Below are 26,637 nucleotides of genomic sequence, written 5' to 3'. Positions count from 1 at the left end.
TGTTGAAAAGCTGGGGTTGGTTAAATTTGATTTTCTGGGGTTAAGAAATCTCACTGTTATAAAAAATTGTATCAACTTGATTAAAAAACAGGGAAAAACACCGCCGGATCTTTTAAATCTTGATTACAATGATGTTAAAACCTTTGAGTTGTTGCAACGTGCCGACACCACTGGTGTATTTCAGCTTGAAAGTTCAGGCATGAAGGATCTGATTTCAAGACTGAAACCGGCAAGTTTTTCAGATATTGTCGCTCTGGTGGCCCTCTATCGCCCGGGTCCTTTGGACAGCGGTATGGCAACCACCTATGTTGAGAGAAAACATGGGCATGAAGAAGTGGTCTATCTTTTTGATGAACTTGAGCCGGTATTAAAAGAAACCTATGGGGTTATTCTTTACCAGGAACAGGTTATGAAAATAGCCGGGGTGCTTGCCAACTATTCAATGGCGGATGCAGACGGACTTCGAAAAGCCATGGGGAAAAAAATTGTTTCCATGATGGAAGAACATCGAGCGCTGTTTCTGAAAGGAGCTAAAGAAAATAATCATGACCCAAAAAAGGCTGCAGAACTTTTTGATTTGATGGAGAAATTTGGTGGATACGGCTTCAATAAGTCCCATAGTGCAGCCTATGCCCTCATTGCCTATCAAACCGCGTATTTAAAGGCCAATTTTGCCCTTGAATTTATTGCTGCCTTAATGACCAGTGAGAGAAATAATTCCGATGCTGTCATCAAATACATAGATGAGTGCCGGGCTCATGATATTAAAGTTCTACCGCCGGATGTAAATAAGAGTGATGCCCATTTTATCGTATCTGATGGATGTATCAGGTTTGGTCTTGCTGCAGTGAAAAATATTGGTGATGCAGCCATTGAATCCATTGTTGAATCAAGAAACAAAGAGGGCGAATACGAAAGCATTTATGATTTTTGTGAACGGGTTAATGTCGGCAAGGTGAATAAAAAAGTTCTCGAGGCCCTGATCAAGTGCGGTGCGTTTGATTCAAGCAATACCAAACGCAGCCAGATGATGGCGGTTTTTGAAGATGCCCTGGAACATGGATCAAGGATACAAAAGGAAAAAGCCGATTCGCAATTGGATTTATTTGCAGATTCAAATATGGGAACTGCATTGCCTGTGAGCAGACCAAAATTGCCTGATATTGATGAATGGGAAGAAAGCATGCTTTTAGCCCTGGAAAAAGAATCTTTGGGTTTTTATATTTCAGGCCATCCCCTTGATAAATATGAAGAAATAATTCAAAAATATGCCAGTGTAAATTCTGTCAATATTCATGATATGGCTGATGAAAAAATGATCCGCATGGCCGGTGCTATAAAGGCCATTAAGCTTCACAAAACCAAAAAAGGGGATATGATGGCATTCTCTGCCATTGAGGATCAGGCAGGCTCCATTGAAGTCGTGGTTTTCCCCAATCTTTATGTTAAAACCCACATGCTCCTGGCTGATGAGGAAATTGTCATTCTGGAGGCCCAGGTTCAGAAGAAGGAAAACATTGTCAAGCTTATAGCAGAAAAAATTGTCCCCATTGAACAGGCTTCTTGCGAATGGACCAATGGCGTATTGATTAAGGTTGATGCTGGGGAGGCCTCTTTTGACACACTTGAAAAGCTTAAAGCCATAATTGAAAATTTTCCCGGTGATTGTAAGGCCTGTTTAAGAATAGATATAGAGGATAAGCCGCCTGTACTGATTAAACTCGCAGATGAGTATATGACCGGGTCTGACCCTTCCTTTTTTACAAAAGTGGAAGAACTGCTGGGCAAGGGTGCTATTGAAACCAGATGTGCCCCCGTTAAGGAGAAGCAAAAGAAAAATAAACCCTGGCTTAACAGAAAGAATTCTTAATTCTTAATTTTGAGTTTTTAATTAAAAACTCAATACTCGATACTAAAAATTAATTACCAATGGTCAGATTGTCAATTATCTGCCGGTTCCCGCCAACCTTTTGCACAATAGAAAGGGCGCTATCTTTTTCTTTTTGCGATTTAACAATACCTGTCAGTGTAATGATATTATTAATAGTATCCACATCAATATTGGTTGACCGGATATCCGGGTCTTTTAAAAGTTCTGTTCTTATTTTGCTTGTAAGAATGGTATCATTTAAAACCTGGCCAACACTGGTTTTACCGATAAGGAGCTGGTTTTCAACTCGTCTAACACCTTCAACCCCTCTTGCAATATCTGCTGCCATTCTTTTTTGAGATAAAGATTCAACCACTCCGATCAGGTAGACAACACCGTTTAATACATCCACATCAATGTGACGCGCTTTTACAAATTCATCTCCAATCATTTTTGTTTTAACAGTTGTGGAGATAATGGAGTCATCCATCATGGTACCAATGGAACGTTCATCTGTCGCTCCTTTATGTCCGCCATAGGCTGCACCACCAATAACCGCAGCACCACAGCCGGCAAAAATTAAAGAAATTATCAATGCAAAAGATAAAAGCAAATATCGGCAATCCATTTTAAGTCTCCTTATTCAAAATCATCCAGGTTAAGGTCATCCAGATCAGATAAATCCATATCCTTTAGTAAATCATCTTCATCAGGGATGATATCATCGTTGACAATTTTAGGCTCTTTTTTCTTGATTTTGGCCTGTTGAACCGCGATAATTTGTTTTTTTGGAAAAAATCTATCCTTTAACATCAGACCGGCCATATAAAGCAAAAAACCAAAACCTGCAATATTTAGAAGAATGATGAGTATTCCAATGATCTTTTTTAGCAGCATAGCAGTTAAGTTTGTTTGGTTAAAAGTTTGACGTATTAAGCAATTGTGTTTATATATAATCTTTAAAAATGATACAAGACTTTTGATTTTTTTATTTGAAAGGAAGATAAATGAGTTGGCTGGGCAAAATGATCGGGGGAACCATCGGGTTTGCATTGGGCGGCCCTTTGGGGGCTGTGGCAGGTGCAGCATTCGGGCATACGTTTGTGGATAAAAAAGAACAGGTATATCTTTCATCACAACCTGGACCACAAGCCACTCTCTCTTCAAATGAGGAGGCTCAGCTTGTTTTTTTCACTGCAGCGTTTTCCATGCTGGCTAAAATTTCCAAAGCAAATGGTCAGGTGACTGAAAATGAAATTTCTGCCATTGAAAGTTTTATGAAACAAGATCTTCAGCTTGATTTTAACAGCCAGCAGACAGCCATCAATATTTTCAGGCAGGCTGTCAATTCTTCTGAAAACTTTGATGCTTTTGCCAACCAATTTTATTCGGTATTCAGGACCCAACCCAATATTATTGAATTGATGATGGATGTGTTGCTCAGGGTATCTACTGCAGACGGAGGTATCTCAGTGAAGAAGACGCCATGCTCTTATCTGCCACAAGGATTTTTAATTATTCCACTGCAGACTATGCCAGGCTTAAATCAAAGTATGTTAAAGAAACCAATAAATATTATATTGTTTTGAAATGTGATGAAACTTCATCCAATGAAGAGATAAAAAAACAATATCGAAAGCTTGTAAGTGAATACCACCCGGATAAAATTGAAGCCAAAGGGCTTCCTGAAGAATTTATTAAATTTGCCAATGACAAATTTAAAGAAATTCAGGAAGCCTATGATACCATAAAAAAGGAAAGAGGAATTTAAGCCGGGTTTTACCCGATTTTTACCAGATTATTAAAAGATGAGGCCTTTTTCCTTGGCAATATTCATGTAGGTTTCAACTATATTGGCTGGAGGCTCAATTTTTTCCTTCTTTTTTTTATCCTTAAGAAACATGGCGTCAAACTCACACACCGTAACACAAAGACCGCAACCAATACATCGGTCTAAGTTTACGGTTGCAACGATCTTTTCTTCATCCATGTCAATGGCATCCATGGGGCAGATTTCCTCACAGGCCTGACATCCTGTACATTCATCTATTTTTACATTGGCCTGAAAATTTGAGCTGACAATTTTTGCAGGGGCTTCAAAATTTTTAATATTTTTCAGGATCTGGCAGCAGCAGTCACAGCAAAGACAGATATTGATTGGTTTTTTTGCATTGGACGGCTGGGGGACAAGCCCTTGTTTTACCCCTTCTTTGACAATCTCCAAAGCCTCTTCCCGGGATATGGTGCGGCCGATACCCCGGCTTTCATAGATATAGGCACCGCTGCCAAAAATCAGGCAGGCTTCACTCAGTTTACCACAGCCTTTTCCCATGATATCATGCTCTTTTCTGCAAATACAGGGGGCCACAAGGATTTTTGATTGGGATTTTATGATATTTTCAACTTGCTCATAATTCATGATATCTAATTCAGTGCTGACCGATTTTAAGACTGGTATGACACTGGACTGCTGGGTTTTATGTTTATACTGCTCATTCATAAGGATAGGAACATATTCATTGAAATCCTTAATGAGTTCTTTGGTCAGCCTGTTGACCTGATATTCCCAGATTCCGACTACAAAATGAAGGAGTCTAAAGGTGTTAACACCCTCTCGATTTACATGGATAATCAATCCTTTTTTGCCCATTTCAATTAACAGGGGTTCTATGTCTTTGGGATCCTTGTTGGCTTTTTGAGCAATGGTTTCGACTGTTTCAAACATAAGAACAAGGGATAAATCAAGTTCGGCCTCTTCTTTAGTAAAAAGCTGTTTTAAAATTCTAAGTTCAACCCCTGATTCGGTTTCAGGAAAACCGCTGGGTGTATTGTCAAGGTGGACAGCAAGCTTTTTGTAAACATCTTCCATGGTGTAAATCTCCGGTACATTAAAATTAATCTGCAATTTTTCCCATAAGGTTCATGGCACTATCACACTGTTCAGGGATAAGATCAATAATTTTTCCTTTGAGATCAAGTGCCCTATTTAGAAAGACTATTAAATAATTGGATGTGACAGCTTTAAGCAACCCGGTTTTTGCATCAAGCTTATGCTGCACAAGACCTTCGAGTTTTTTGTTCAAATTGATGTTAATAAAAGCTTTCCTTTTTATTTTGTCAAGTTCCCGCATCATTGCACATCGTTGCTTAATGATTTTTGGGTCAACCTTATTATTAAAATGATAGGCAGGTGTTCCTTTTCTGGCAGAAAATGGAAAGACATGGAGATAGGATATGGGAAGCTTCTCAATTATTTTATATGTATTCTCAAACTGTTTTTGGGTTTCTGAAGGGAATCCGATCAATGTATCTACACCAATACCGGCGCTGGGAACTTTTTCATGAATTTTATGGATAATTTCTTCAAAAAGCGAAGCATCGTAGGGCCGTTTCATTTTTTTTAATATATCATCATCCCCGGATTGCAGGGGAATGTGGAAATGGTCACATAAAATATTTTCCTGTTTGGCAAGATTAATAATACCATCATTGATTTCTCCAGGTTCAATGGAACTGAGCCTTATTCTGTGAACAGGTCTTTCATCGTTAATTTTCTCAAGCAATTGCAAGAGCGATGATTTCTTTTTAAAGTCAAGGCCATACATGCCTGTATGGATTCCAGTGATGATGACCTCTTTAAATCCTGAATCATTCAATTCTCTTAAATGTTGAAAAACGTCTTTTTCCGGCATGCTCACGGAAGATCCCCTGGCATGGGGAACAATACAATAAGTACAAAACGCGTTACAGCCGTCCTGTATCTTTAGATATGCCCTTGTCATTTCACCTTTTACAGCATGATCAAAGCTTTGAAAAGTGTTTGCCTTGCTGTGATCAGTCTTTTTAAATGTCAAGGGGGACTTGTTCTCACAAATAGATGCAATATGTTTTGCAATCAGAATCTTATCTTTATGGCAGACAATCTGATCAGCCTGATCAATTCGGTCAATTTTTCTTATTTGCTCAGGATCGGTCTGGGCATAGCATCCTGTGACAATGACCTTTGCATCGGGGTTTTCCCTGATAATTTTTCGAATGGCCTGTCTTGACTGCATACCGGCTTTGGATGTAACAACGCAGGTATTGATAATGAATACATCTGCCTTTTGTTTTTTTTTGCCCTTTATCCAGCCCTGTTCTTCAAGGCTCAATGCAATACCATCGCTTTCATATTGATTGACTTTGCATCCTAATGTTTCTATATAAAATTTTTTCATTGAATTATACCAGCTCCCAATACCCTGGTATCTTTATAAAATACTGCTGTCTGTCCCGGAGTAATCGCATTCTGGGGTTCATTAAAAACAACCTGGCCACAAGATCCGTTTAAGGTGAGCGTTGACAAGGCACCTTTGTGGCTGTATCTGATTTTAGTCATAATATCAGGAATAATTTTTCGGTCTGAAAAATTCCAATTTATCTGGCCAATTTTAAATGTTTGTCCAGATAGATCTTTTTTAAAACAAACCTTCAGGATATTGTTTTTTATATCAATCTGTTTAACATAATAAGGCTCTTTTGCCGGGCAATCGATACCGCGTCTTTGCCCTATGGTATATTTGTGAAGGCCCTTGTGACGGCCCACTATTTTCCCGTTATGGTCCACAATATTGCCGGATTGAGGGCGAATTCCCTGTTTTCGAAGAATAAATTCAGGAAAATTATTGTCATGTATAAAACAGATATCCTGGCTTTCACTGGGGTGAGTTGCCGTTAAATTTTTTGATCCGGCAAATTGCTTTACATCCTCTTTTGTCATTCCTGACAAAGGAAAAATAATTTTTCTAAGCTGGTTTTCAGATAACAAGGAGAGAAAATAGCTCTGATCCTTTAAAGGATCACTCCCTTTTTCAAGATAGCAATGGGAAATTTTTTTATATAGAAAAGAAATCGGGTTGATAATGGTGGCATAATGGCCGGTAGCCAGAAAATCTGCTCCCATGTTTTGGGCGTGATGCAGCAATTTACCAAATTTTATCTCTTTGTTACAGATGATACAGGGGTTTGGCGTTTTGCCTTCAAGATAGGTCTCGACAAAATATCGAATAACTTTTTTTTCAAAGTTTTTTGAAAGATCAATGCTGGTAACAGGAAATCCGAGCTGTTTTTCAAGCAGCAGAAGATCTACAGGTTCTTTTTCATAACCGGTTGTAAAATGAATACCAAAAATATGTTTGTATTTGAGTTTTAAGAGATATCCGGAAACAAGAGAATCAATCCCACCACTTAAGGCAACTGCAATAACCGGGTTTTTCATCAAGCAACTTTTTGTGTTTCTGTAAAGAACAATCCCATGGCTCTCGTCGGACAGGTTACAATACAAAGCTCGCACACACTGCACTTTTCCTTGTCAAAAATAACTTCCATTTCAGGTCGTTTGATATAGAGTGCATCTGTCGGACAAACTGCCGTGCATGCCCCGCAATGGGTACAGATCTCTTCATCTTTGTAAATTTGATGTTCAGGACTGGATACTGACACTCCCTGGTCTTTTAAAAATTTTACCCCTTTGTTAAAAGCGATTTTAGACCCTGATGAAATCTCCAGAACCATATACCCCTCTTTTTTATTGGATATTTTGGCACTCAAAATATTAAACAAAAGGTCAAATTTTCTTGTTAACTGACAGACCAATGCTTTTTGGGCAACTTTTGCCGGAAAATTGAGTATTATTATTTTCGAATACAATACAGCCTCCGATTTATAAGCTATATAAATAAATTTCTTTGACAAAATCATGACTTTAAGTATTATTGACTAATAGGTCAAGATTAATATCAGCAACATTATATTTTATAATAAACACAACAAATAAACAATGTTGTTTTAAAGGTTTGATCCATGAACAGGTTTGCATTCAAATTATCCAGCTATACCCTTAAAACTTTTTCCGGTTTTTCAAAGGCAAATATCAAAATCTCGGGAACGCATAATATCCCCGATGGTTCGGTTATTTTCACAGCCAACCATTTTACAAGGATTGAAACAATTTTTCTTCCTTATCACATTCATAACATCACAAAAAAAGAAGTCTGGTCCCTTGCTGCGGCAGAATTATTTGAAGTGCCTGTTTTACAAGGATTTTTAAATAATCTGGGTGCGGTATCAACAAAAGATCCCCACAGGGATGATCTCATTTTAAAAACATTATTGTCAGGAGATGTTCAGTGGATTATTTTTCCTGAAGGCATGATGGTTAAAAATAAAAAACTGATTAAAAAGGATCAGTTTTCCCTGACCGATGAGGGGGTAGTCAGGCGACCCCATACCGGTGCTGCCATTGTGGCCCTGCGCTGTGAATTTTACCGTGAGCGCTTAAGAAGAATGAAAGACATGGGTGAGCCTGAATTTGAAAGGCTTGTTCAAACATTTGAAATTAAAAATATTGATCAGGTCCTTACCCGGGAAACACATATTGTCCCCGTCAACATAACCTATTATCCAGCAAGCCCAAAAGAAAATATCTTAAGCAAAATAGCTCAGATTGTGATGAAAGAGCCGTCCAAAAGAGTTATGGACGAGTTAATGACCGAAGGCAGTATGCTGTTTACCAATGTGGATATCAATATTCGATTTGGTGAACCTATTAATATTAAGGAATATTTAAATGATTCCTATATTGAAAGCATGCTGACGGTCAAACGGAAAATCAAGTTTGATGATGATATCAGCTCAAAGCAGATTACACGGCAATTTTCCATCACAATCATGGAAAAATATATGACAGCCGTATATGCCATGACAACACTCAATTATGATCATGTCCTGGCATGTATTCTCAAGCATTTCCCCTACAGAAAAGACGGTATTAATATATATGAATTCAAGTGTAAGGTGTATTTCGCAATTTGTTGGCTTGTGTCCAATCAAACATGTTGCGTGTCCGATGCTTTTTTGAAAAATCAAATCCATCTTTTGACAGATGACCGGTTTAAACGATTTGCTGATTTTTTTACCATTGCCCAAAATACAAATGTTATTGAAATTAAAGAGGGTAAAATATTTAAAGATCAGACCAAATTTATCACCAAATCAGATTTTCATACCATCAGGATAGAAAATCCCATCCTTGTCATGGCCAATGAATTGGAACCCATAAAAGAGGTTGAAAATTTTTTAAAAAAGGTTGCTCAAAAATCGCGTGATGAAATTATTGACCTTGTGAAAGATTGTATCATAGAAAAGATAGAGAAGGATTTTTCCCTGGATTATGATGATCACTATATTGAAGAAGAATCAAAGGAAAGAAGAATTGGAAGACCGTTATTTCTTAAACATGAAAACCCAATTGCAGGCATCTTATTGATTCATGGTTATATGGCAGCCCCTGAAGAAATGAAAGCCTTTGCACACTATCTATATGAAAAATCTTTTACGGTATATGTACCAAGGCTGAAAGGGCATGGGACTGCGCCTGAAGACCTTGCAAAAACAAAGTATGAACAATGGATAGAATCTGTTGAAGAAGCCTTTGTTATCTTGAGGCATTCATGTAAGAAAATAATTGTGGGCGGTTTTTCAACCGGTGCCGGACTTGCTTTGGAATTGTCCACGCGGCTGGATGATATTGAGGCTGTTTTTGCAGTTGCACCTCCCATGAGACTTCAGGATTTAGGGTCATATTTTGTCCCGGCCATTGATACCTGGAATGCCATGATAAAAAAGATTCATTTAGATACCATTGCAAAAGAATTTATTGAAAACCATCCTGAAAATCCCCATATCAATTATGTCAGAAATCCTATTGCAGGCATCCGTCAGCTTGAAAAACTTATGGAACACCTTGAATCCAAGCTGAAAACCATAGATAAGCCGACTCTTGTGGTCCAATCCAGGAAAGACCCTGTGGTGAACCCCAAGGGAACTATTAAATTATTTGACCGATTAGGATCTGATATCAAGGAGTATTATATTTTTGACTATGATGGTCATGGAATCCTGATAGGGGAGGGTGTTAAAAGAGTTTACAAGGCCATTGAAAATTTTATTAAACAATGGGTTTAATTTAAATTTTATATAAATATTTATAGTTAAGGGTTTTGGAAAGCCGAGCTTTAGGCATAATTTTGCAATACTTAAACAAATGCATTAAATATTTCAACTCATAATAATGGGAGATAAAGTATGATACAAAAAGCTACATTGGGAATGATTTTTGTACTGGTCTTTATAGCATTCGCCGTCCTGCCGGTAAATGCAACTGATGATGCCTTTGAATACATAGACGGTCCAACAGGCGGTGGTTTGGATACCATACTCTATTACGAGGTGGCCAAGGATTATACAATTGATATAAAAAAATATTTAAGTGTTCTCAGTGAATTGCCGGGGCCCTATTTTAAATGGGATAGAACTGAAACACAGCGCCAAATGCTTTTGCAGCAGTTAGATGCTATCAGTCGTGTATTAATAAAATGGGAGTTTATTGAGTTGGAGGCTGGTGTATTAACCGTAAAAAAAGGGTATCGATGGGATGGCGCATCAACGCCTTGGAATACGCTAAATATTGCCAATAATCGAGAGTTTTATATCCGTTGTTCGTGTATACATGATTCGATGTATGATCTGATGCGGATGGGATATCTTGATCACGACAGGATAGGCAATAATTTTAATGACAGTGGATTTAGAAATCGATTAATTGCAGATATTTTATTGTATATGATCGTGGTTGATGACGGAAGGGACGAATGGTGGGCACAAAATGTTGATTTCGAATTTGTAAGAGCGGGTGGATTCGCTAAAACACATGATGATGACTTATTAAGCCCGTTTAAATATCATGTTTCAAAATTAACAACATGGGCATCAGAAGGGAATGTTGATCTTCGCTTCCTGCCTGCTGATATTTCATTAAATGATCCAAATCATTACGGTCATTTGATTCATCCTTACCATATTTATCGGTGGAGGATTGGTGGTTCGCCTGTCCCGGAGTTGCTCGCCACAATTGAGAATTTTAATCCTGCTATGCCTGATTATTACAATAAGGAGTGGGATGTTTTTTATACTGATACTGATGTTGACAATGCTCAGGTTTATATTTACAAAGCTGTGTCGGCGATTGACGAGGATAGCCTAGGTTGGAAAGACAGACATCATGATCAAAGCAATGCAGAGGCAGTCGCAATACCAGTGGGAAACGGTAATGCACTGGTTCTGGATGGCATCAATGATTATGTTGAGGCAAATCTTGTTTCCAATGATCTTAGAGCTCGAGGCTATTTATTCTCAGTCGAAGCTATTACAGCCGAAGCCATTACATTTGAAGCCTGGGTGTATCCTGAGCCTCAGGCTGGTAAGGCATCTGTTCTAGCGTTTAATACATCCTCAGGTGGTAATTATAACTTGTTAATGTACGATGGAGATAATCAAAAGTTTTGTTATTTTGATAACATTAGAGGTTTTATCCAAAGCACCATTGAATCTTTACCAGGCCATTGGTATCATGTGGCAGTGGCAATCAAAATAGCGGCTCCCCATGGCCCATATAGAGGCACTTTGTATGTGAATGGTGAGGAGCAGGTGACGTTTACCCCCTCTATAACACCGTCAAGAACAGCATTATTCAGTATCGGTCAGGAATGGGACTCTGGTTCAGCCTCAAATCATTTCAAGGGAAGGATAGATGAAGTCCGCATCTGGAATAATGAACTGTCACAGGCTGACATTCAGGCTGGTATGTGGTTTCCGATGAAGGGTGATGAAGAAGGGCTGATAGGTCTCTGGCATTTTGATGAGCCGTCAACCTTGAGGAGTGCTTTTGATGCTACAACCAATGGTAATGATGGGACTTTATCCGGCTACAATGCACCCGACACAGCGTTTGTACCTTCGGGCGCGATGAAATTTGGAGATATCGACGGTGATGGAGATGTGGACGGTTCTGACCTCTCAGGATTAGCCGGCGGCATAGTTGCCGGTGACTATGATGTGAGGCTTCTTGCAGGCTTTGCAGGGGAGTATGGTATAACAACCAATTAAAATCCCTCGGAGTTTTATTCCCCGCCGCTTGCGGCGGGGAAATATGAATCTATTTATGTTCTTCAACAATCATCATTGTGGCTGGATCAAGTCTGAACTTTTGATCGGTTCTATCCCCATTTTTTAAAATAATTGCTTCTATTTTATCTTCCACAGGCTGAAGGAAAATGGCTTTGTCAAACTTGTCTTTATTCGTTTCAAGCTGGATAGGAAATCCATTTTCACAAAGTTCTTCATCTCTGTGGCTCTTCATGGAGAACCAGATAAAAATGGAAAATTCACGGTTCAGATTTTCAAACTCTTCAAGGACCTTTGAAATATCCTTGTCAAAATTTAATCCGTCAATGATCATGATGGATGGCAAAGTAAGATCAGCTTTTTTAAAACTTTTAAGATAATCCCTGATCTTCCCGGTATCAAAGGTGGATTCATTATAACTGATCCCGACTTTATTGGGTTTGATATCTTCCCATAGCCGGACGGCTTTCTGGGGATCAATATACCCGATATAGTCGATAAGATTTGTATATCCTTCTTTATATCTTAAGTTTATTTTTTCCATAGGGTCATCCAGGCTGACATGGAGAATTTTTTCATTGTTTAATAATTGTGTCAAGGCGATCTGAACCAAAAAACTGGTTTTTCCAACACCGGCCCTTGAAAGAACTGCACCGAATTTGCCGTTTTTTATATTTTCAATCCCAATGGTTTTTGAAACCGGGGTTTTAAGAATGAGATCTTTTTTTAGCATATTTCCTCTCTTTATATAAAAGTCTTATTATTTTTGTACTTTTTCTTCATGTTTTTTTCTGGCAATCTCTTCTGCAATAGACTGCGGCACCTGTTTGTATGTTGAAAATTCCATTGTAAATTGCGCTTTTCCCTGGGTAGCAGATCTAAGCACAGTAGAAAAGCCAAACATATCAGATAAGGGCACCTGGGATTCAATGACTGACATGACACCTTCTTCCTGGGAGCCTTGAATAATACCTCTTCTCTGGTTAATCAAACCCATGCAGCCACCCTGGAATTCATTGGGTGTTTCAATGACAACCTTCATAATGGGTTCTTTGATAACGGATTTTGCTTTGGCATATCCTTCAAGAAAGGCTCCTCTTGATGCTGCTTGAAACGCCATCTCTGAGGAATCAACTGCATGGTAGGCACCATCGTCAATAGTGATTTTAATGCCGGTAACAGGGAACTCAAGTTTCGGGCCTTTACCCATGCACCCTTGAAATCCCTTTTCACAGGCCGAGATATATTGTGTGGGAATTCTGCCGCCTGTAATCTTATTTACAAATTCAAATTCTTCCTCACACGGCTCAATAAATCCGGCCACACGACCATATTGTCCTGCGCCGCCGGTCTGTTTTTTGTGAGTATAGTTAAACAGAGCCTTCCGGGTAATGGTTTCCCTGTATGCAACCCTTGGCTGGCCGGTTTCTACCTCGGCGTCATATTCTCTTTTCATTCTCTCAACATATACTTCAAGGTGGAGTTCACCCATACCCTGGATAATGGTATCGCCGGTTTCATGATCCATATAAGTTCTGAAAGTCGGATCTTCCTTGGTAAACCGGTTTAATGCCTTTGACATGTTAATCTGGGCTTTATTATCCTTGGGTACAATGGAAAGAGAGATAACAGGGTCCATGACATGCATGGCCATCATGGTATAATTGATTTGTGGAGATACAAAGGTATCTCCCGAGGCACAGTCAACACCGAACATGGCACCAATGTGACCGGCAGGAATGGCATCAACCTCTTCCATTTGTGCGGAATGCATCCGGATCAGGCGGCCGGCTTTCATTTTCTTGCCGTTTCTGGAATTAATCAATGTATCGCCTTTATTAATACATCCTTGATAGACTCTGATATAAGTCAACTGGCCATATTGACCGTCTTCCAGCTTAAAGGCCAATGCCACGGTGGGTTTATCAAAATTGCTTTCAAGAATAACGGTTTCTTCATTGTTATCAAGGTCAATGGCTTCATTCTCGATGTCAAGGGGGGACGGAAGGTAATTAAGCACTGCGTCCATTAACGGCTGAACTGCTTTGTTCTTATATGCAGACCCAAGAAAAACAGGGGTCATCTGCCTTGCAATAGTTCCGGTTCGAACAGCAGTCATGATTAATTCTTCTGTGATTTCTTTTTCTTCCAGAATGGCATCGGTAAGATCATCAGAGAAAAGAGAGACAGCATCAATCATTTCTTCCCGTGCTATTTCAGCATCCGCCATCATCTCAGCCGGGATATCTTTAATGACTACCTTTTCACCATTATTACCTTCAAAATAATTGGCTTTCATGGAAACAAGGTCAATGATGCCTTCATGTTTATCTTCAAGTCCTATGGGAAGTTGCAGCATGACGGAATTATGTCCTAACTTATCTTTGAGCTGTTCACTCACCTTAACAGGATTTGCACCGGATCTGTCACATTTGTTAATATAGGCAATGCAGGGAACTTTATATCTTTTCATCTGCTGGTCTACGGTAATGGATTGTGACTGGACCCCGGATACAGAGCACAGAATCAGTACAACCCCGTCCAGAACTCTTAAAGACCGTTCAACTTCAACTGTAAAGTCAACATGGCCCGGGGTGTCAATAATATTAATGTTATTTTTTTTCCATTCACAATATGTAGCAGCCGATGCTATGGTAATGCCTCTTTCTCTCTCAAGTTCCATGGAATCCATGATGGCGCCGGTACCGTCTTTGCCCCTGACTTCATTGATCTTATGGATTCTTTCAGTGTAAAATAGAATTCTTTCAGTCAGTGTGGTCTTACCGGAATCAATATGAGCACTGATTCCAATATTTCTTACTCTCTTTAGATCTCTGATCATTTTAAAATCATCCTTATGAATATAAAATTCACCTTTGCACAATTTTAGAATGCAATTATTGTCAAAGGCTTGCCATAGTTTAATATTGCTAAATTATTACGATTTTGTTAATGTGAACCCGAAGTTAAACTTAGCTTATAAAGTCGAATATATTATATTTAAACTGTTAATATGTCAAGTAAAAATTATAAATTGTGACTATTCTATCAGAACAATCCATTCGGAAATTTAAACAGCACTTAAAGAACGGATCAAATGATCTGGGAATCAAGGTTTCTGAACATCAGGTGGAGTTGATGACCCTTCATGCAAAAGAGCTTTCGGCATGGAATAAAAAAATAAATCTTACTGCTATTAAAGACCCTTTGAAAGTTGCAGAAAAACATTTTATTGATTCCATTGCCCCGGTCTCTTTTTTTGAAAATGAAAAATGTCTTATGGATATAGGATCAGGGGGAGGATTTCCAGGGATTCCAATTAAAATAATGAAGCCTTCATTAAAAGTTATTCTGATTGATTCCTCTCGAAAAAAAGTCAATTTTTTAAAGCATGTGATACGCACCCTGCATTTGGAAAATATTGATGCCATCCATTCAAGGGTTGAAGACCTTCATGGGAATAAAGTCTATAAAAATAAGTTTGATGCCGTTATATCACGGGCTTTTACTGACCTTTCAAACTTTGTAGAGCTTGCTTTTCCGTTTTTAAGTGATAAAGGCTCAGTTTATGCCATGAAAGGAAAAAATGCTGAAAAAGAGATCACATCTGAAATTTCAAAAAATTTTGATTTTAAAATTGATCATTATCTATTACCGTTTGAAAAATCAGATCGATATATGATCAAATTATTTGCTAAACGCTGATTTTACTCAGACTTTATACCCGTTCAGGTTAGCTCACCTTTCCGTCGCTGGATGGAACGTCTTGACAGGCTCTATGCCGGACTTCACTTGTGACGGAAAAACTCGCTGCGCTCAAACAATTCCCGTCACTTAACGTTGCGCCCGACAGAGCCTGTAACAAAACTTTCCAAAATGCTCCGTAAAGGCGAGCTAACCTGAACTGGTCTCTGTGCCAGGAATTTAATATTCAGCACAACTTTTTTAAAAAATTAACATGAATTGATGCACATTTTTGAGAATTATCAAATCCTATACTTTAATACTTTCTTTGAGAATCCCTCAATTATATTTAATTAGTTGAATATCTGCGTAATAGATGAAATTTTCACCAACCACAAGATGTTGTGCCGGGCTTTATTTCAAAAATCCTGGGACTGTTAATAATAGTCAACACCCTTAAAATACAGGCCTCCCCTGCTGATAGATAGACATAGTCCACAGTGAAAAAACTTAATGATACCGATACAAATCAAAACTGTTTTCCATTAAAAATTGAAGCCATATTCATGCAAGAAATCATGAGATTAAATTATCTGATACTCTTAACCAAGAAAACAGGGTTTGATCAGGAATAACTGAAATTCATGTAAATTTACTATATTTTATTGATTTCACAGCGATTAAGCGATATTGAGATGATGGTACGGTTTGTAAATGCTTAAAAAGACCGGGAATAATTACTCAGGACTAATTGAAATGGATACAACCGTAAAAAATAAAATAAAGAAGTCTCCAAACTTTTCGTTTCTTTCTGAACACAGCAAGTTAACTAACGAATGTGCTATAAAACCTATGCGGTATATTTTTATCTCTGGAATTCGGTATTGATAAAACTATATCCGTTTATTGAACAGTTAACACAAGAAATGGGTACCATAAATGTAGATATTTTTTCTGAAAATAATACTGTGATTTTTAATGATCAAATTTTTAAATGACATTAATGATATTTAGGGTCCGGACTATTGATAGCATGCTAATAGCTCTGTAGAGGGAATTTATGTCGACAAATACAACAGCCGCTGAAGTGATAGATAAAGTTGATCTAACCAAGTTGCTACCAAATTTTAAATTAGTTCTAAATGGGTTCCCACAAAGCGCTGATGAACTAAGTGCATGGTTTATTGTATTACTTTTGGGTGTTTTTACTTTATTTTCAATCCCATCTATTTGGAAATTATATAAAACATTTAGACGAATTAACTGGTTAAAAACCCTGTTGAAGGGGTACAGTTCAGAAACAATAGCAGAAAATAGACAAGAATTTATAGATAAAGCCAAAAAGGTAAAGCATGGAGCAGGGCACTTATGGTTAGAATTCGATGAGACACTAATCGAAGGGGATAAAAATAATAAAATTTGTCTTTTTAATACCTTTGATGCGGCATATTTTTTTAACTCATCAACCCTTGCCTCTGGGATTGTAGGTAGTCGACTTGTAGCAGCTGTGCCGGGTTTTTTAACTGCAATAGGCGTTATTGGAACTTTTGTTGGGCTACAACTTGGTCTGGCGCAGCTCAATATTGCCAATGATGTTTCCGTTGATGAAATGAAAACAGGTGTTGCCGGGGTTATCAATGGAGCGAAGATTGCTTTTATAACATCCGTTTGGGGTGTATCCCTCAGTGTTTTGTTTAATATTATTGAAAAAAACATTGAACGTATAGCGAGAACAAGAATCACTCGATTACAAAATTTAATTGATAAATTGTTTGATCGAATTAGCGCGGAAGAACAACTTCAACGTATTGCACATGACGGTAAACAATCAAGGGAAAGTCTTCAGGGTCTTGCAGAAAAAATCGGATTAAAAATGCAGGAATCTTTAATCCAAGTAACGGAAGGAATTCAATCTGGATTGGAAGCGAGTCTGGAAAAAATCATGGCACCTGCTATTAATAAGCTGGTGGATGAGACATCGGATGGCAACCAGAAAGCCTTGGAAAATCTACTTGAAAAATTCATGGAGAAATTTGGTGTAGAAGGGAATCAGCAAAGGCAGGCAATGGATGATGCCTCAGATAAAATGAACATCTCTTTGGCGGGATTCGGAACTTCAATGCAGGCGTTTCTTGATAAAATGGAAGATTCTCAAAATAGTGTTGCCCAAAAAGAAGAAGAGCTGATTCAAAATATTTCATCTCAAGTAAACTTGTTGGTTGAAAATACTAATTCTCAGAATAAGGTCTTATCTGAATTTATTAAAAACACATTTGGAGAACTTTCTAGCAAACTAAATGACAGAGATAAAGTTGCAGCAGATAGAGAAAGAAAGCGTGGTGAAGAATTCATAAATCAGACAAGCAAAATGAAAAAAGGTACGTCAGCTCTATTAGAACGAATTGATCATGGTTTAAAAACTCAATTCCAGGAGACAAGGGAGTTACTAAATCAGGGGCAATCTCTCCAAAGTTTAATAAAGGAATCAGTTTCAGCAAATACTGAAGCAACTAAGTATATGAAGGAAACATCTTCCGAACTAAGCTCAACGGTTAACAAATTAAAAACCTTTGGTGGATATATACATCAGGCCGGAGTTAAACTATCAGATACAATTACGGCAGCAGTAGCAAGCACAGAGACGCTTGCAAAAGAAAATCAGGCCAGTACTTCGGAGATTAAAAAGATCTTTGACCGTATACTGGAAAGCTCAAATGACTTCAATACCCTTATTCAGAAAATGAAAAACTTGGTAGAAACCGCGGGTACTATGTTTGACAACATGGATGATCAGCAACATTCATACCTTGCCCATTTGAAACAGAATGTGGAAGAGTTAGCTGTAAAAATGAGTAATTTGCTTAAAGACTACGCCACCCAATCGAACGGCCAAACAGCACGACATCTTAAAATTTGGGCTGAAGGAACTACACAATATGCTACTAATATGAATAATGCAGCCCAGGCGCTTGCGTCTGTTGTAGACGACATAGAAATAAAGCTGGGACGTTAATATGTATAGAAGATTTTATCAAAGCCAAGCCACAGTTGATGAAGAAAATCCATACTGGGTCTCTTTTTCAGATTTAATGTCAGCCCTTCTTGTCATTTTTATTTTGGCAGTTGTTGCCTTGATTATCGAATTGACTCAAACCCAGAAAATCATTGAGCGGGATATCGAGGAATTACGCAATGCTCAAAATGCGAGAAGAATGATTTTACACGAGATTAAAGATGAACTTGCCTCCCAAAATATCAGGGTTGAAATAGCTGATAATGATACCGTCTTGAGGATTCCTGAAAGTACCCTGACATTTGATTCGGGTCATGATGAAATTCCAGAAAACGAAGTGGTTCAAAAAGCTGTTACTGCAATTGGAATAGCATTGCACCAAGCCATTAATAAAGCCTTCAGTGATACAAATAGACAAATGCGATTTAAATACCTGGATACGGTTTTTATAGAGGGTCATACTGATAGTGTGCCTTCTAAAAGGATCAAGGGTAACTGGGGATTGTCGACATATAGAGCAATTTCTCTATGGGAATTTTGGGAAAAGCACCTTGACCTTGTACCTAATTTTAATGACATGGTTAATGCATATGATCAAAAATTATTTTCCGTAAGTGGCTATGCTGCATCACGCAGGGTACAAACGGTTGAGGAGACTATGGATCAACGTCGATGTAATCGTAGAATTGATTTACGATTTACGGTTAAACGACCATCTATTTCTGAATTAGAGGATATCGCTGATCGATGAAGCCTGCTAAACTTTCAATTCAAAGTTTGAATTTTTCAATTCCTGATGATCCTTTTGGATATTATCTTACACAAATAAAAAGTCTTGAAAACCAATTGTCCTCCCTGGCTAAAAGGGCTGGTACTGAAAATAGAAAGTTTAAGGCAGCCTTGAATTCTTTAGTAGAAAGTGTGCGTAGGAATAGAAATTTAGAAACCGAACTGGATTCTCCTATTAAAGTCAGGGCACTAGCAGTTTCTTTGACCACCAGTTGTGCTGAACACATCACATTAACACAAAGAATTCTAAATAAAATTGATCAACTAAGACCTAAACCGAGTACTTTATTTATCCAAAGTGTTTATCAATTTTATTTAAATCGATATGACAAATTAGAAAATCCAGGTGCTATTGCAGGGTGGCTACTAAGAGCACTACCAAAAAGAAATCTTAAAAAATCGTTCCATGAGACATTATTAAGTTCAAATGGGCCAAGATGGCTTGCAGAAAAGTCAATCCACACCAACCAGGAATTTCAAAATATTGTATCGCATTTAGGTTTGGATCGTTATGCATCAGGTAGATTTCTGACAATTGCAAAAAATATTTATTACATAGAGCAACTGAAATCGATTCCATTGAATCAACCCCATAATTTATTGTTGGAGGTTCAAAAAAAGACAGTATATGAGTCAACGTACGATGAATCTTACCTCGTTGGCCATAAGGTGTTGGAAATCTTAATAAGTAGAGCTGAAAATTCGAAAATTGATGACAGTTGGCTAAATGCTATTATGTCTATTGCCGGTGATCCCAGAATCCCCAAAGATCATCCTTTATTTCAAAAATGGTGGAGTCTTTTAGATAGGCATCTTCATAATATAGTAATAGGGTGGCTGTCTAAATTAGACCTTCGTTTGTTTTTGGAGGCACTTGAAAATTTTTCAAACCTTCCAGGCAAAGAAGAGTTGCACAGAATGTTTCCATCACGGAAGAGATTTTTGGAAGGATTAGATTATAAAAAACTGATTGCAAATACTCGACTGTATCTTTCAAAAAGTGCAGAACGATATCTGAAAAGTAACTATAAGCCGGAACATTTACCGGCGTATTCAATGGTGGAGAATGGGACCAAGTCTCTCATACATGTCCAATTTGTTAACAATCAAGCTCATATGATAGAAGGGAGCCATAGTTGTTATTTGTGGATTTACAGACAATTGCATTCTTCCGCTGTCGTATTTGACTATGGTAGAAATTCTGTTCTTTATAGTGAATTAACATCAATCTTGAACCAAAATATGACTGAGAAAAACTGTGAGGCTGTTGCACAGATAACACACACACCTGTCAATTCCAGGTGGCAGAAAAATGCGATTGAAGCTTTAAGGAGGCTTGGTGTAAATATCTCTCCTCAGGATGTCTTATCACCTGAGGATTATAGATCGTTTAAACGAAAATTTGGGATAATATAAATGGATGTGAAAAAATGGTTCGATAAACTCCGGACTTCTTCTGAAAATGAGAAATACTTTATTCAACCAGATTTCGAGGGTTTAAATTTCACTACAACATCAACCCTCTCAAAGGCAATTAAAAAAGGTCAAGCAGGGGGATGGATTACCCATCAACATATTGCTTTGACAATGTTAGCGGAACAGGGGAACGCCGAAGTAATTCCCAATGGATTTATAGTCCCAACAGAGGTAGTAGTTAATTTTGATAAAAGTTCATGTGATTCATTAGGTTTGCCTCCACGATGGGATAGAAAAATTGATGCGGATATTAAAGGTAATACCGGCAATAGTAATTTTGGTGTGGATCTTTCTGTTGAAACACCTGATGGTCGGTTTACAAGAATTTATAAAGTAATAGGTCCTGTCCTTAAATTTTCAGAAGACAGGCAATATTTGCTGTCAACGGCCCAGCAGACCATATTCGGTGCTCATCAAGCTCATGGTGAAATTGAGAAAAATGAATACGATAATTTGAGATTGTTATTTGCGTTGCAAAAGGGGCAAGAGCTTGGGGCGCAACTGAATCTCAAACACTTTAATAAGCTGGATATTAAAGCTCCTGAATCTATTACGATTGAAGCTGAACTAGATGAAGACGGAAATCTCATTCTCACTCCCTATATGGGACAAGAAGCAAGTTCAGAAAGAGTCAACAGGGTTTTAGGTCAACTCCAGGCTGATAAAGCAACTGCATTAAGAGTGGATGATGAAATAATCTTGTTTGATGACCAGAAACTAAAAGCCGTACATGAGATTCTTGAAAATAGAACGATTCCTAAAAGCAAAGTCCAAGAGTTTTTAAAAGCTCCAACTGCTTTTATTGATGCCAGTCTGGTGGATCTTGATCTTGGTTTCTCTGCAAGAGTTAAAGGGGCGACAATTTTCAAACATGCATATTTTGGTGAAACTGACGGTACGGGTATTGATTGGTTTGGACGGTCTTTCTCTGCTGGTGAAATTGCATCTTTTAATAAATTGGGAGACCAAATTGAAGATAAAGAGACGCTTGAACAATTAAAATTGCTGGTTGAAGATGCCCAAAAAACAGGAGCTCACGAGATAGATTTTCAAGGAAAAACCTATGATATATCCACTCCTGATGCAGTCCTTAAAACGCTTGAAAGAATCGATCAGAAGATTAATAAAAGCGGAGATTCTTCCGATACATCCCCCTCAGACGAATATGATGATGATCAGGAAGACACAGATGATTCTGTCGCTGTTGTGGATATCGATCTTAATGATGAAGATTTAGAGCTTTCATCTCCAATGGTAGACAAAGCCATTGATGAAATCCTTTTTCCAGCTGAGAATTTGAATTGGGATAATTATGCACGTACACCATATCCTCATCAAGAGATCGGGGTTCAATGGATTGTTGGACTATCAAAAAGCAGTGATGGTGGTTTGCTGGCTGATGATATGGGGCTGGGTAAAACTTTCATGGCTTTGTCTGCAATTGATCAGATCTATAAGCTGAATTCTGAATCAAACTTAACAAAGAAACCTGCTCTCATTGTTGCACCTTTAAGTCTCTTAGAGATCTGGAAAGATGAAGTAGATAAAACTTTCAATTCTTCACCATTTAAATCAATTATCATTCTTCAGGCCAGTGCAGATTTAAAACGATACCGATCTGGCGGGATTGAAATCCGTAATCAAACATCGCTTGACGATGGTCAAGACGGTATCAAATATTCTCTTAAGATTGGAAAACATTTTGGTGCTGAGCGTCTTGATTTGCCTGAAAGATTAGTCATTACCACATATCAGACGTTGCGTGATTATCAATTTTCTTTATGCCAAATTGATTGGGGGATGGTGGTATTTGATGAAGCGCAAAATACTAAAAACCCGAACGCTCTTCAAACGAGAGCTGCAAAGGGGTTAAAGGCTGGGTTCAAATTGGTTGCGACTGGAACACCAGTGGAAAATAGTCTGGCAGACTTTTGGTGTCTAATGGATACGGCTTGTCCTGGCCATCTAAATAAATATCAGCTTTTTAGAGAACGGTACGTAACGCCAATTGTCAGAGCCGCAAGTGATGAGATTGAAGAAATTAGAGGCAGAGTAGGCCGAGAACTCAGGATAAAAGTTGGCCCACTGATGTTGCGTCGCCTTAAGGAAGATAATCTTGAGGGACTTCCTGAAAAGAAAATTTATGTGGGTATTGAAGACCCAGACTGGCTGTTTCTAAATTCACTTAAAAAGATTATGTCTGGGGACCAGCTTAGCGCATATAACGCAACATTAGATTCTCGGGTTAACGCAGAACGAAACGAAGTCCTTGGTGCATTGCAAAAATTAAGGGATATATCGCTCCATCCACGATTAGCTGATAAAGGACAAATAGAGAGTCCCAACAAAAAAAGACAGTTGCGATCACTGTTTGATGAATCGGCCAAAATGCAAAGCCTTATTGAAATCCTTGAGCAGATTAAAAAACGAAAAGAAAAATGTATTATCTTTACGGTAAACAAAAGGCTTCAACAGTTTTTGAGCCAAGCTTTGGGAGCTTGGTTTGGTCTTGGACCTCTTTCGATTATTAATGGTGATGCTAAAGCTGTTGCCAAAAGGGCATCAGTGCCAACCCGAAAAAGTATGATATCAGATTTTGAGGCGGTTGAAGGTTTTAATATTATTGTCATGTCACCAGTTGCTGCTGGAGTTGGTTTGACTGTAGTCGGCGCAAATAATGTTATTCATTTTGAGCGCCACTGGAATCCTGCTAAGGAGGCTCAAGCGACAGACAGGGTCTATCGAATCGGTCAGGAGAAAGATGTCAGTATATATGTTCCGGTCTTACACCATCCAAAGTTTGAGTCCTTTGATGTGAATCTTCATAGTTTATTAAGCCAGAAAACATCTCTTAAAGATGCTGTCGTCACTCCGGAACAGGTCATTCCTAACCCTTCAGGATTTGATATGAAATCTTTTACCCCAGATCATCAAATTACATCAGACGATTTGCATAAAATTTCATGGGAACAATTTGAAGCCCTCTGTTGTCTGATTATTGCAAAAGATTCAAATCCTGATGATAAGTGGTTGACAAAATCTGGCGCTGATTATGGGGCTGACGCTGTGGTCGTTGGGGACCCCAATTATTTAATTCAATGCAAGCATAAAAACGTAAAAAATACTATTTACGATGGGTACAAAGCCATACTGGAAGTCCAAGCAGCAAAAATAAAATATGAGAATGCCCTTGATAGGTCATTTTCAAAATTATTGTTCATGACAAACGCATTAAAGCTTTCTGGCAGAACTCGAAAAACAGCACAAGAATACAATGTAGAGATTATGGGTCAAAAAGAATTAAAGCAATTGCTGGTGACCCATCCCATATCCATAAGAGATGTTTATGCTTTTATGAATAAAAAAAGACTGGCCATATGAGCTCTATTTTCTCCAGTTTGAAATGTTGTATTTACTATGTAAGTAGCTGAAAAACTGAGATTGGTAGCTTGGCGGGGTTTTTATCTTTCCCGCCAAGTTCACTTCATCACACAATAAAAATATCATAGGTCTTGCTCCTGGGCCAGATTCACCACCTACAATCAAGCACTTCTGGTTATAATCCGGATCAAAAACTTTGCCGAAAAGATACGGGACGTATAGACACAGTCCGCACCTTGAAATCTTTAATATCCCGATACAAATCAAAACATTTCTCCATTCATGATTTTATGAATGAGCATGCAAGTTATGTTGAGTTTTGAAAATATTAGACAACTTTAGTATTGACAGCAATCGGTCCTTTAAAATTAAATCCTATATTAAATGAAATCCTTGACCCCACTTTATATTCATCCCAATTTTTATTTTCGCTGTAACGATAGATAAAAATACCATCGCCAACAATATCTCTTTTTACAAAGGCATAACTGAGTTCTTTATGTACCAAAGAGCCATCAAACTTTATTAATTGTCCGTTTTCTTTTAGAAAACCTCTTGGTTTGTTTTTTCGATCCGGGGCCATTCTTATGTAAGATAGTTCATCAAAAATTTCTTTGGCTTCAATTATAAAATTAAACATATATTGTGCTCTAGCATACCAAAATTGCGCTTCATATCTCGTGTCTCCTTTTGTAAAAGATCGTCTGTAATAATGAATAATCTCTTTTTTATTTTGAGGCTCTGTTATTTGAATTAACCTAGCGAATTCAAAATTAATATCTTTATCATTTGGATTTAGATTTAAAGTTTCTTTAAGTACTTTTTTTGCATCCTCAATTTTATCATTTTTTTCTAATATTTTAGAATACCTCAAGGCAATAAATGGCGTAGCTTTGTTAAGATTATGGGCTTTTTTTAATAATTCAATTGATTTGGGTTCATTGTTAATGAGTTTGTTGAAAGTTGCCTCAATCTCTAATAAAAACTCATGATCGGAAAATTGTTGTTTTGAGATTAAAATTAGCCGTTCCGTTTCTTTTATTTTAACTTCAATTGATACTGGATCATTTTTTTCAATTACATCATTTAAATTCATAAGAGCGATTTTCAATAATGTATGATATGAATGATCTCTATGATTGGTATACTTCTTGATTATTTTGTTACACAGATCACGAGCAGTTCTTAAAAGCTTTGATTTTTCGACATCGTTCGTTGATAGTTCCGCCCTTTTTAAACATAATTCAGCGAAGGAATGAGAAATTAATGGATCATTGGGCGCCAGTTCAAGAGCTTCACTAAGAAACTTCTCTGCACTTACCAAACTACCGTCGTTTGACTGCATCTCAAAAATGGCTTTTTGTTGAAGTAGCTTAGGATTATCTGAATTTTCTTCTCCCACAATTTTAAATAAATTTCTTATATGTCTTGGGTCTCTAAAGATCTCTATCAGTTTTCTTGCATTGGTCATTGATAAAAATGCATTTTGGTCACTTTTGTAATCAATATCAAGAAAGGTCAAAATCCTTACATACTCGTCATATTTAGATTGGTCGTCTTTTAAAACAGTTTCAAAGACAATCTCTGCTATATGTGGATGTCGAGTTTTGTAGACATAATCTCCAATTAAGTAGTTTTTCTCAGTAAAAACGACAAACTCTAATGGATCGAATAGTTTCCTTTTAAACTCATTAAAATTTATTCCGTGAACTCTGCTTATTAAACCTGCTCTAGCTTCAGAACCAAGTCTGTGCAGGATTGAAACCGTTAGATATAATGATTTAGCTTGATCGTCTTTTAACTGATTATATTCATCAAATACGATTTCTTCAAAAGGCTTACCAGAAGTGGCTTCATGTAATGCAACCAATAAAACTCTACCTGCTCGCTCTTTAAGTTCTAATTTCCTTTCTTCAGGCGTTTTGCCCTCTAAATATCCTAATGAATTATGTTTTTCTAATTTGGAGATTAGCTGATCAATTTCATCTGATTTTAAATAAGATATGGAAAATTCTTCGGTGGTGTATTTTTTTAGATCCGACTCTTCATTCCAATTATTAGTTCTTTCCGATGCAATTATAGTAACTGGAATTTTATTCTTCTCTACTTTTTCAATTAGTGAAATAATCCCTTTTTCGTTTTCCAAAGCATTATCAATAAATATATATATCCGCTGTTTCACATAATTAAAAAGTTCAATTATGGGTTCATATCGAAGTGAAGTATCATTTTTTATAAATATACAAAACTGATCAAATTCTACTGACGCATCCCATGCAAGGCGTTTCAATAAAACAGATTTCCCAGAGCCTGCATATCCTTTGATAATGAATAGGAAACTTCTATTTTCTTTTTGATATCGCTCTTCCAAAATGAGTTGAGTAAGAATTCTATTTTTCTCATGTTTTTCTACGTCCAATTC

Annotated in this window: 19 protein-coding genes; 10 read left to right on the top strand and 9 right to left on the bottom strand. The window is 37.6% G+C overall.

The features are described 5' to 3' along the window. A partial coding sequence (gene dnaE, locus K8S13_RS21845) for a DNA polymerase III subunit alpha (RefSeq protein ID WP_291465841.1) occupies nt 1-1,870 on the top strand: 1,870 nt, incomplete at its 5' end. A 49-nt stretch (nt 1,871-1,919) separates the two neighbouring features. Here dnaE and K8S13_RS21840 read toward each other — a convergent pair. Continuing rightward, complete coding sequence (locus tag K8S13_RS21840) at nt 1,920-2,498, bottom strand: BON domain-containing protein (protein ID WP_291465840.1); 579 nt, start codon at nt 2,496-2,498, stop codon at nt 1,920-1,922. 11 nt (nt 2,499-2,509) lie between these two features. Further along, on the bottom strand, nt 2,510-2,767 hold the full coding sequence (locus K8S13_RS21835) for a hypothetical protein (protein WP_291465839.1): 258 nt from the start codon (nt 2,765-2,767) through the stop codon (nt 2,510-2,512). Between the two features lie 110 nt (nt 2,768-2,877). Here K8S13_RS21835 and K8S13_RS21830 point away from each other — a divergent pair, with 110 nt between their 5' ends. Together K8S13_RS21830 and K8S13_RS21825 are read left to right on the top strand one after the other, a co-directional pair. Next, nucleotides 2,878-3,459: a TerB family tellurite resistance protein gene (locus tag K8S13_RS21830; RefSeq protein WP_291465838.1), complete on the top strand. Its 582-nt coding sequence runs from the start codon at nt 2,878-2,880 to the stop codon at nt 3,457-3,459. Further along, a complete protein-coding gene (locus K8S13_RS21825) occupies nt 3,456-3,641 on the top strand; it encodes a DnaJ domain-containing protein (RefSeq protein WP_291465837.1) in 186 nt (61 codons plus the stop codon). The genes K8S13_RS21830 and K8S13_RS21825 overlap by 4 nt, the downstream gene beginning before the upstream one ends. A gap of 30 nt (nt 3,642-3,671) precedes the next feature. Here the strand turns inward: K8S13_RS21825 and K8S13_RS21820 are convergent, their stop codons facing one another. The 4 genes from K8S13_RS21820 to K8S13_RS21805 are packed head-to-tail and all read right to left on the bottom strand — an operon-like array spanning nt 3,672 to nt 7,558. After that, a complete protein-coding gene (locus tag K8S13_RS21820) occupies nt 3,672-4,739 on the bottom strand; it encodes a 4Fe-4S binding protein (RefSeq protein ID WP_291465836.1) in 1,068 nt (355 codons plus the stop codon). 25 nt (nt 4,740-4,764) lie between these two features. After that, on the bottom strand, nt 4,765-6,087 hold the full coding sequence (mtaB, locus tag K8S13_RS21815; RefSeq protein ID WP_291465835.1) for a tRNA (N(6)-L-threonylcarbamoyladenosine(37)-C(2))-methylthiotransferase MtaB: 1,323 nt from the start codon (nt 6,085-6,087) through the stop codon (nt 4,765-4,767). After that, nucleotides 6,084-7,127, bottom strand: coding sequence for a tRNA 2-thiouridine(34) synthase MnmA (gene mnmA, locus K8S13_RS21810; protein WP_291465834.1), 1,044 nt, complete (start codon nt 7,125-7,127; stop codon nt 6,084-6,086). Before mnmA ends, mtaB begins: the two co-directional genes overlap by 4 nt. Then, nucleotides 7,127-7,558: a 4Fe-4S binding protein gene (locus K8S13_RS21805; RefSeq protein ID WP_291465833.1), complete on the bottom strand. Its 432-nt coding sequence runs from the start codon at nt 7,556-7,558 to the stop codon at nt 7,127-7,129. The genes mnmA and K8S13_RS21805 overlap by 1 nt, the downstream gene beginning before the upstream one ends. A 153-nt stretch (nt 7,559-7,711) precedes the next feature. Here K8S13_RS21805 and K8S13_RS21800 point away from each other — a divergent pair, with 153 nt between their 5' ends. Beyond that, nucleotides 7,712-9,874: an alpha/beta fold hydrolase gene (locus K8S13_RS21800; protein WP_291465832.1), complete on the top strand. Its 2,163-nt coding sequence runs from the start codon at nt 7,712-7,714 to the stop codon at nt 9,872-9,874. A 120-nt stretch (nt 9,875-9,994) separates the two neighbouring features. Then, nucleotides 9,995-11,854 carry a LamG-like jellyroll fold domain-containing protein gene (locus K8S13_RS21795; RefSeq protein WP_291465831.1) on the top strand — a complete coding sequence of 620 codons (1,860 nt, stop codon included), beginning with the start codon at nt 9,995-9,997 and terminating at the stop codon, nt 11,852-11,854. Between the two features lie 49 nt (nt 11,855-11,903). On the opposite strand, the gene K8S13_RS21790 is transcribed toward K8S13_RS21795, so the two are convergent. Continuing rightward, complete coding sequence (locus tag K8S13_RS21790; RefSeq protein ID WP_291465830.1) at nt 11,904-12,605, bottom strand: hypothetical protein; 702 nt, start codon at nt 12,603-12,605, stop codon at nt 11,904-11,906. Between the two features lie 27 nt (nt 12,606-12,632). Continuing rightward, on the bottom strand, nt 12,633-14,714 hold the full coding sequence (gene fusA, locus K8S13_RS21785) for an elongation factor G (RefSeq protein ID WP_291465829.1): 2,082 nt from the start codon (nt 14,712-14,714) through the stop codon (nt 12,633-12,635). Between the two features lie 194 nt (nt 14,715-14,908). Here fusA and rsmG point away from each other — a divergent pair, with 194 nt between their 5' ends. The 5 genes from rsmG to K8S13_RS21760 all read left to right on the top strand — a co-directional run bounded on the left by rsmG (nt 14,909) and on the right by K8S13_RS21760 (nt 24,215). Then, nucleotides 14,909-15,577, top strand: a complete 669-nt coding sequence (gene rsmG / locus K8S13_RS21780; protein WP_291465828.1) for a 16S rRNA (guanine(527)-N(7))-methyltransferase RsmG — start codon at nt 14,909-14,911, stop codon at nt 15,575-15,577. Nucleotides 15,578-16,616: 1,039 nt separating this feature from the next. Beyond that, a complete protein-coding gene (zorA, locus tag K8S13_RS21775; RefSeq protein ID WP_291465827.1) occupies nt 16,617-18,569 on the top strand; it encodes an anti-phage ZorAB system protein ZorA in 1,953 nt (650 codons plus the stop codon). A gap of 1 nt (nt 18,570) precedes the next feature. Beyond that, the gene (locus K8S13_RS21770; RefSeq protein WP_291465826.1) at nt 18,571-19,320 is read left to right on the top strand and encodes an OmpA family protein; all 750 of its coding nucleotides are present in this window, start codon (nt 18,571-18,573) and stop codon (nt 19,318-19,320) included. Then, nucleotides 19,317-20,774, top strand: a complete 1,458-nt coding sequence (locus tag K8S13_RS21765) for an EH signature domain-containing protein (RefSeq protein ID WP_291465825.1) — start codon at nt 19,317-19,319, stop codon at nt 20,772-20,774. The genes K8S13_RS21770 and K8S13_RS21765 overlap by 4 nt, the downstream gene beginning before the upstream one ends. After that, nucleotides 20,775-24,215: an SNF2-related protein gene (locus tag K8S13_RS21760; RefSeq protein WP_291465824.1), complete on the top strand. Its 3,441-nt coding sequence runs from the start codon at nt 20,775-20,777 to the stop codon at nt 24,213-24,215. A gap of 328 nt (nt 24,216-24,543) precedes the next feature. Here the strand turns inward: K8S13_RS21760 and K8S13_RS21755 are convergent. Continuing rightward, on the bottom strand, nt 24,544-26,637 hold a 2,094-nt coding region (locus tag K8S13_RS21755; protein ID WP_291465823.1), incomplete at its 5' end, for a hypothetical protein.

It is taken from the genome of Desulfobacula sp. (assembly GCF_021107415.1).
This window is presented reverse-complemented; position numbering and strand designations above follow the sequence as displayed.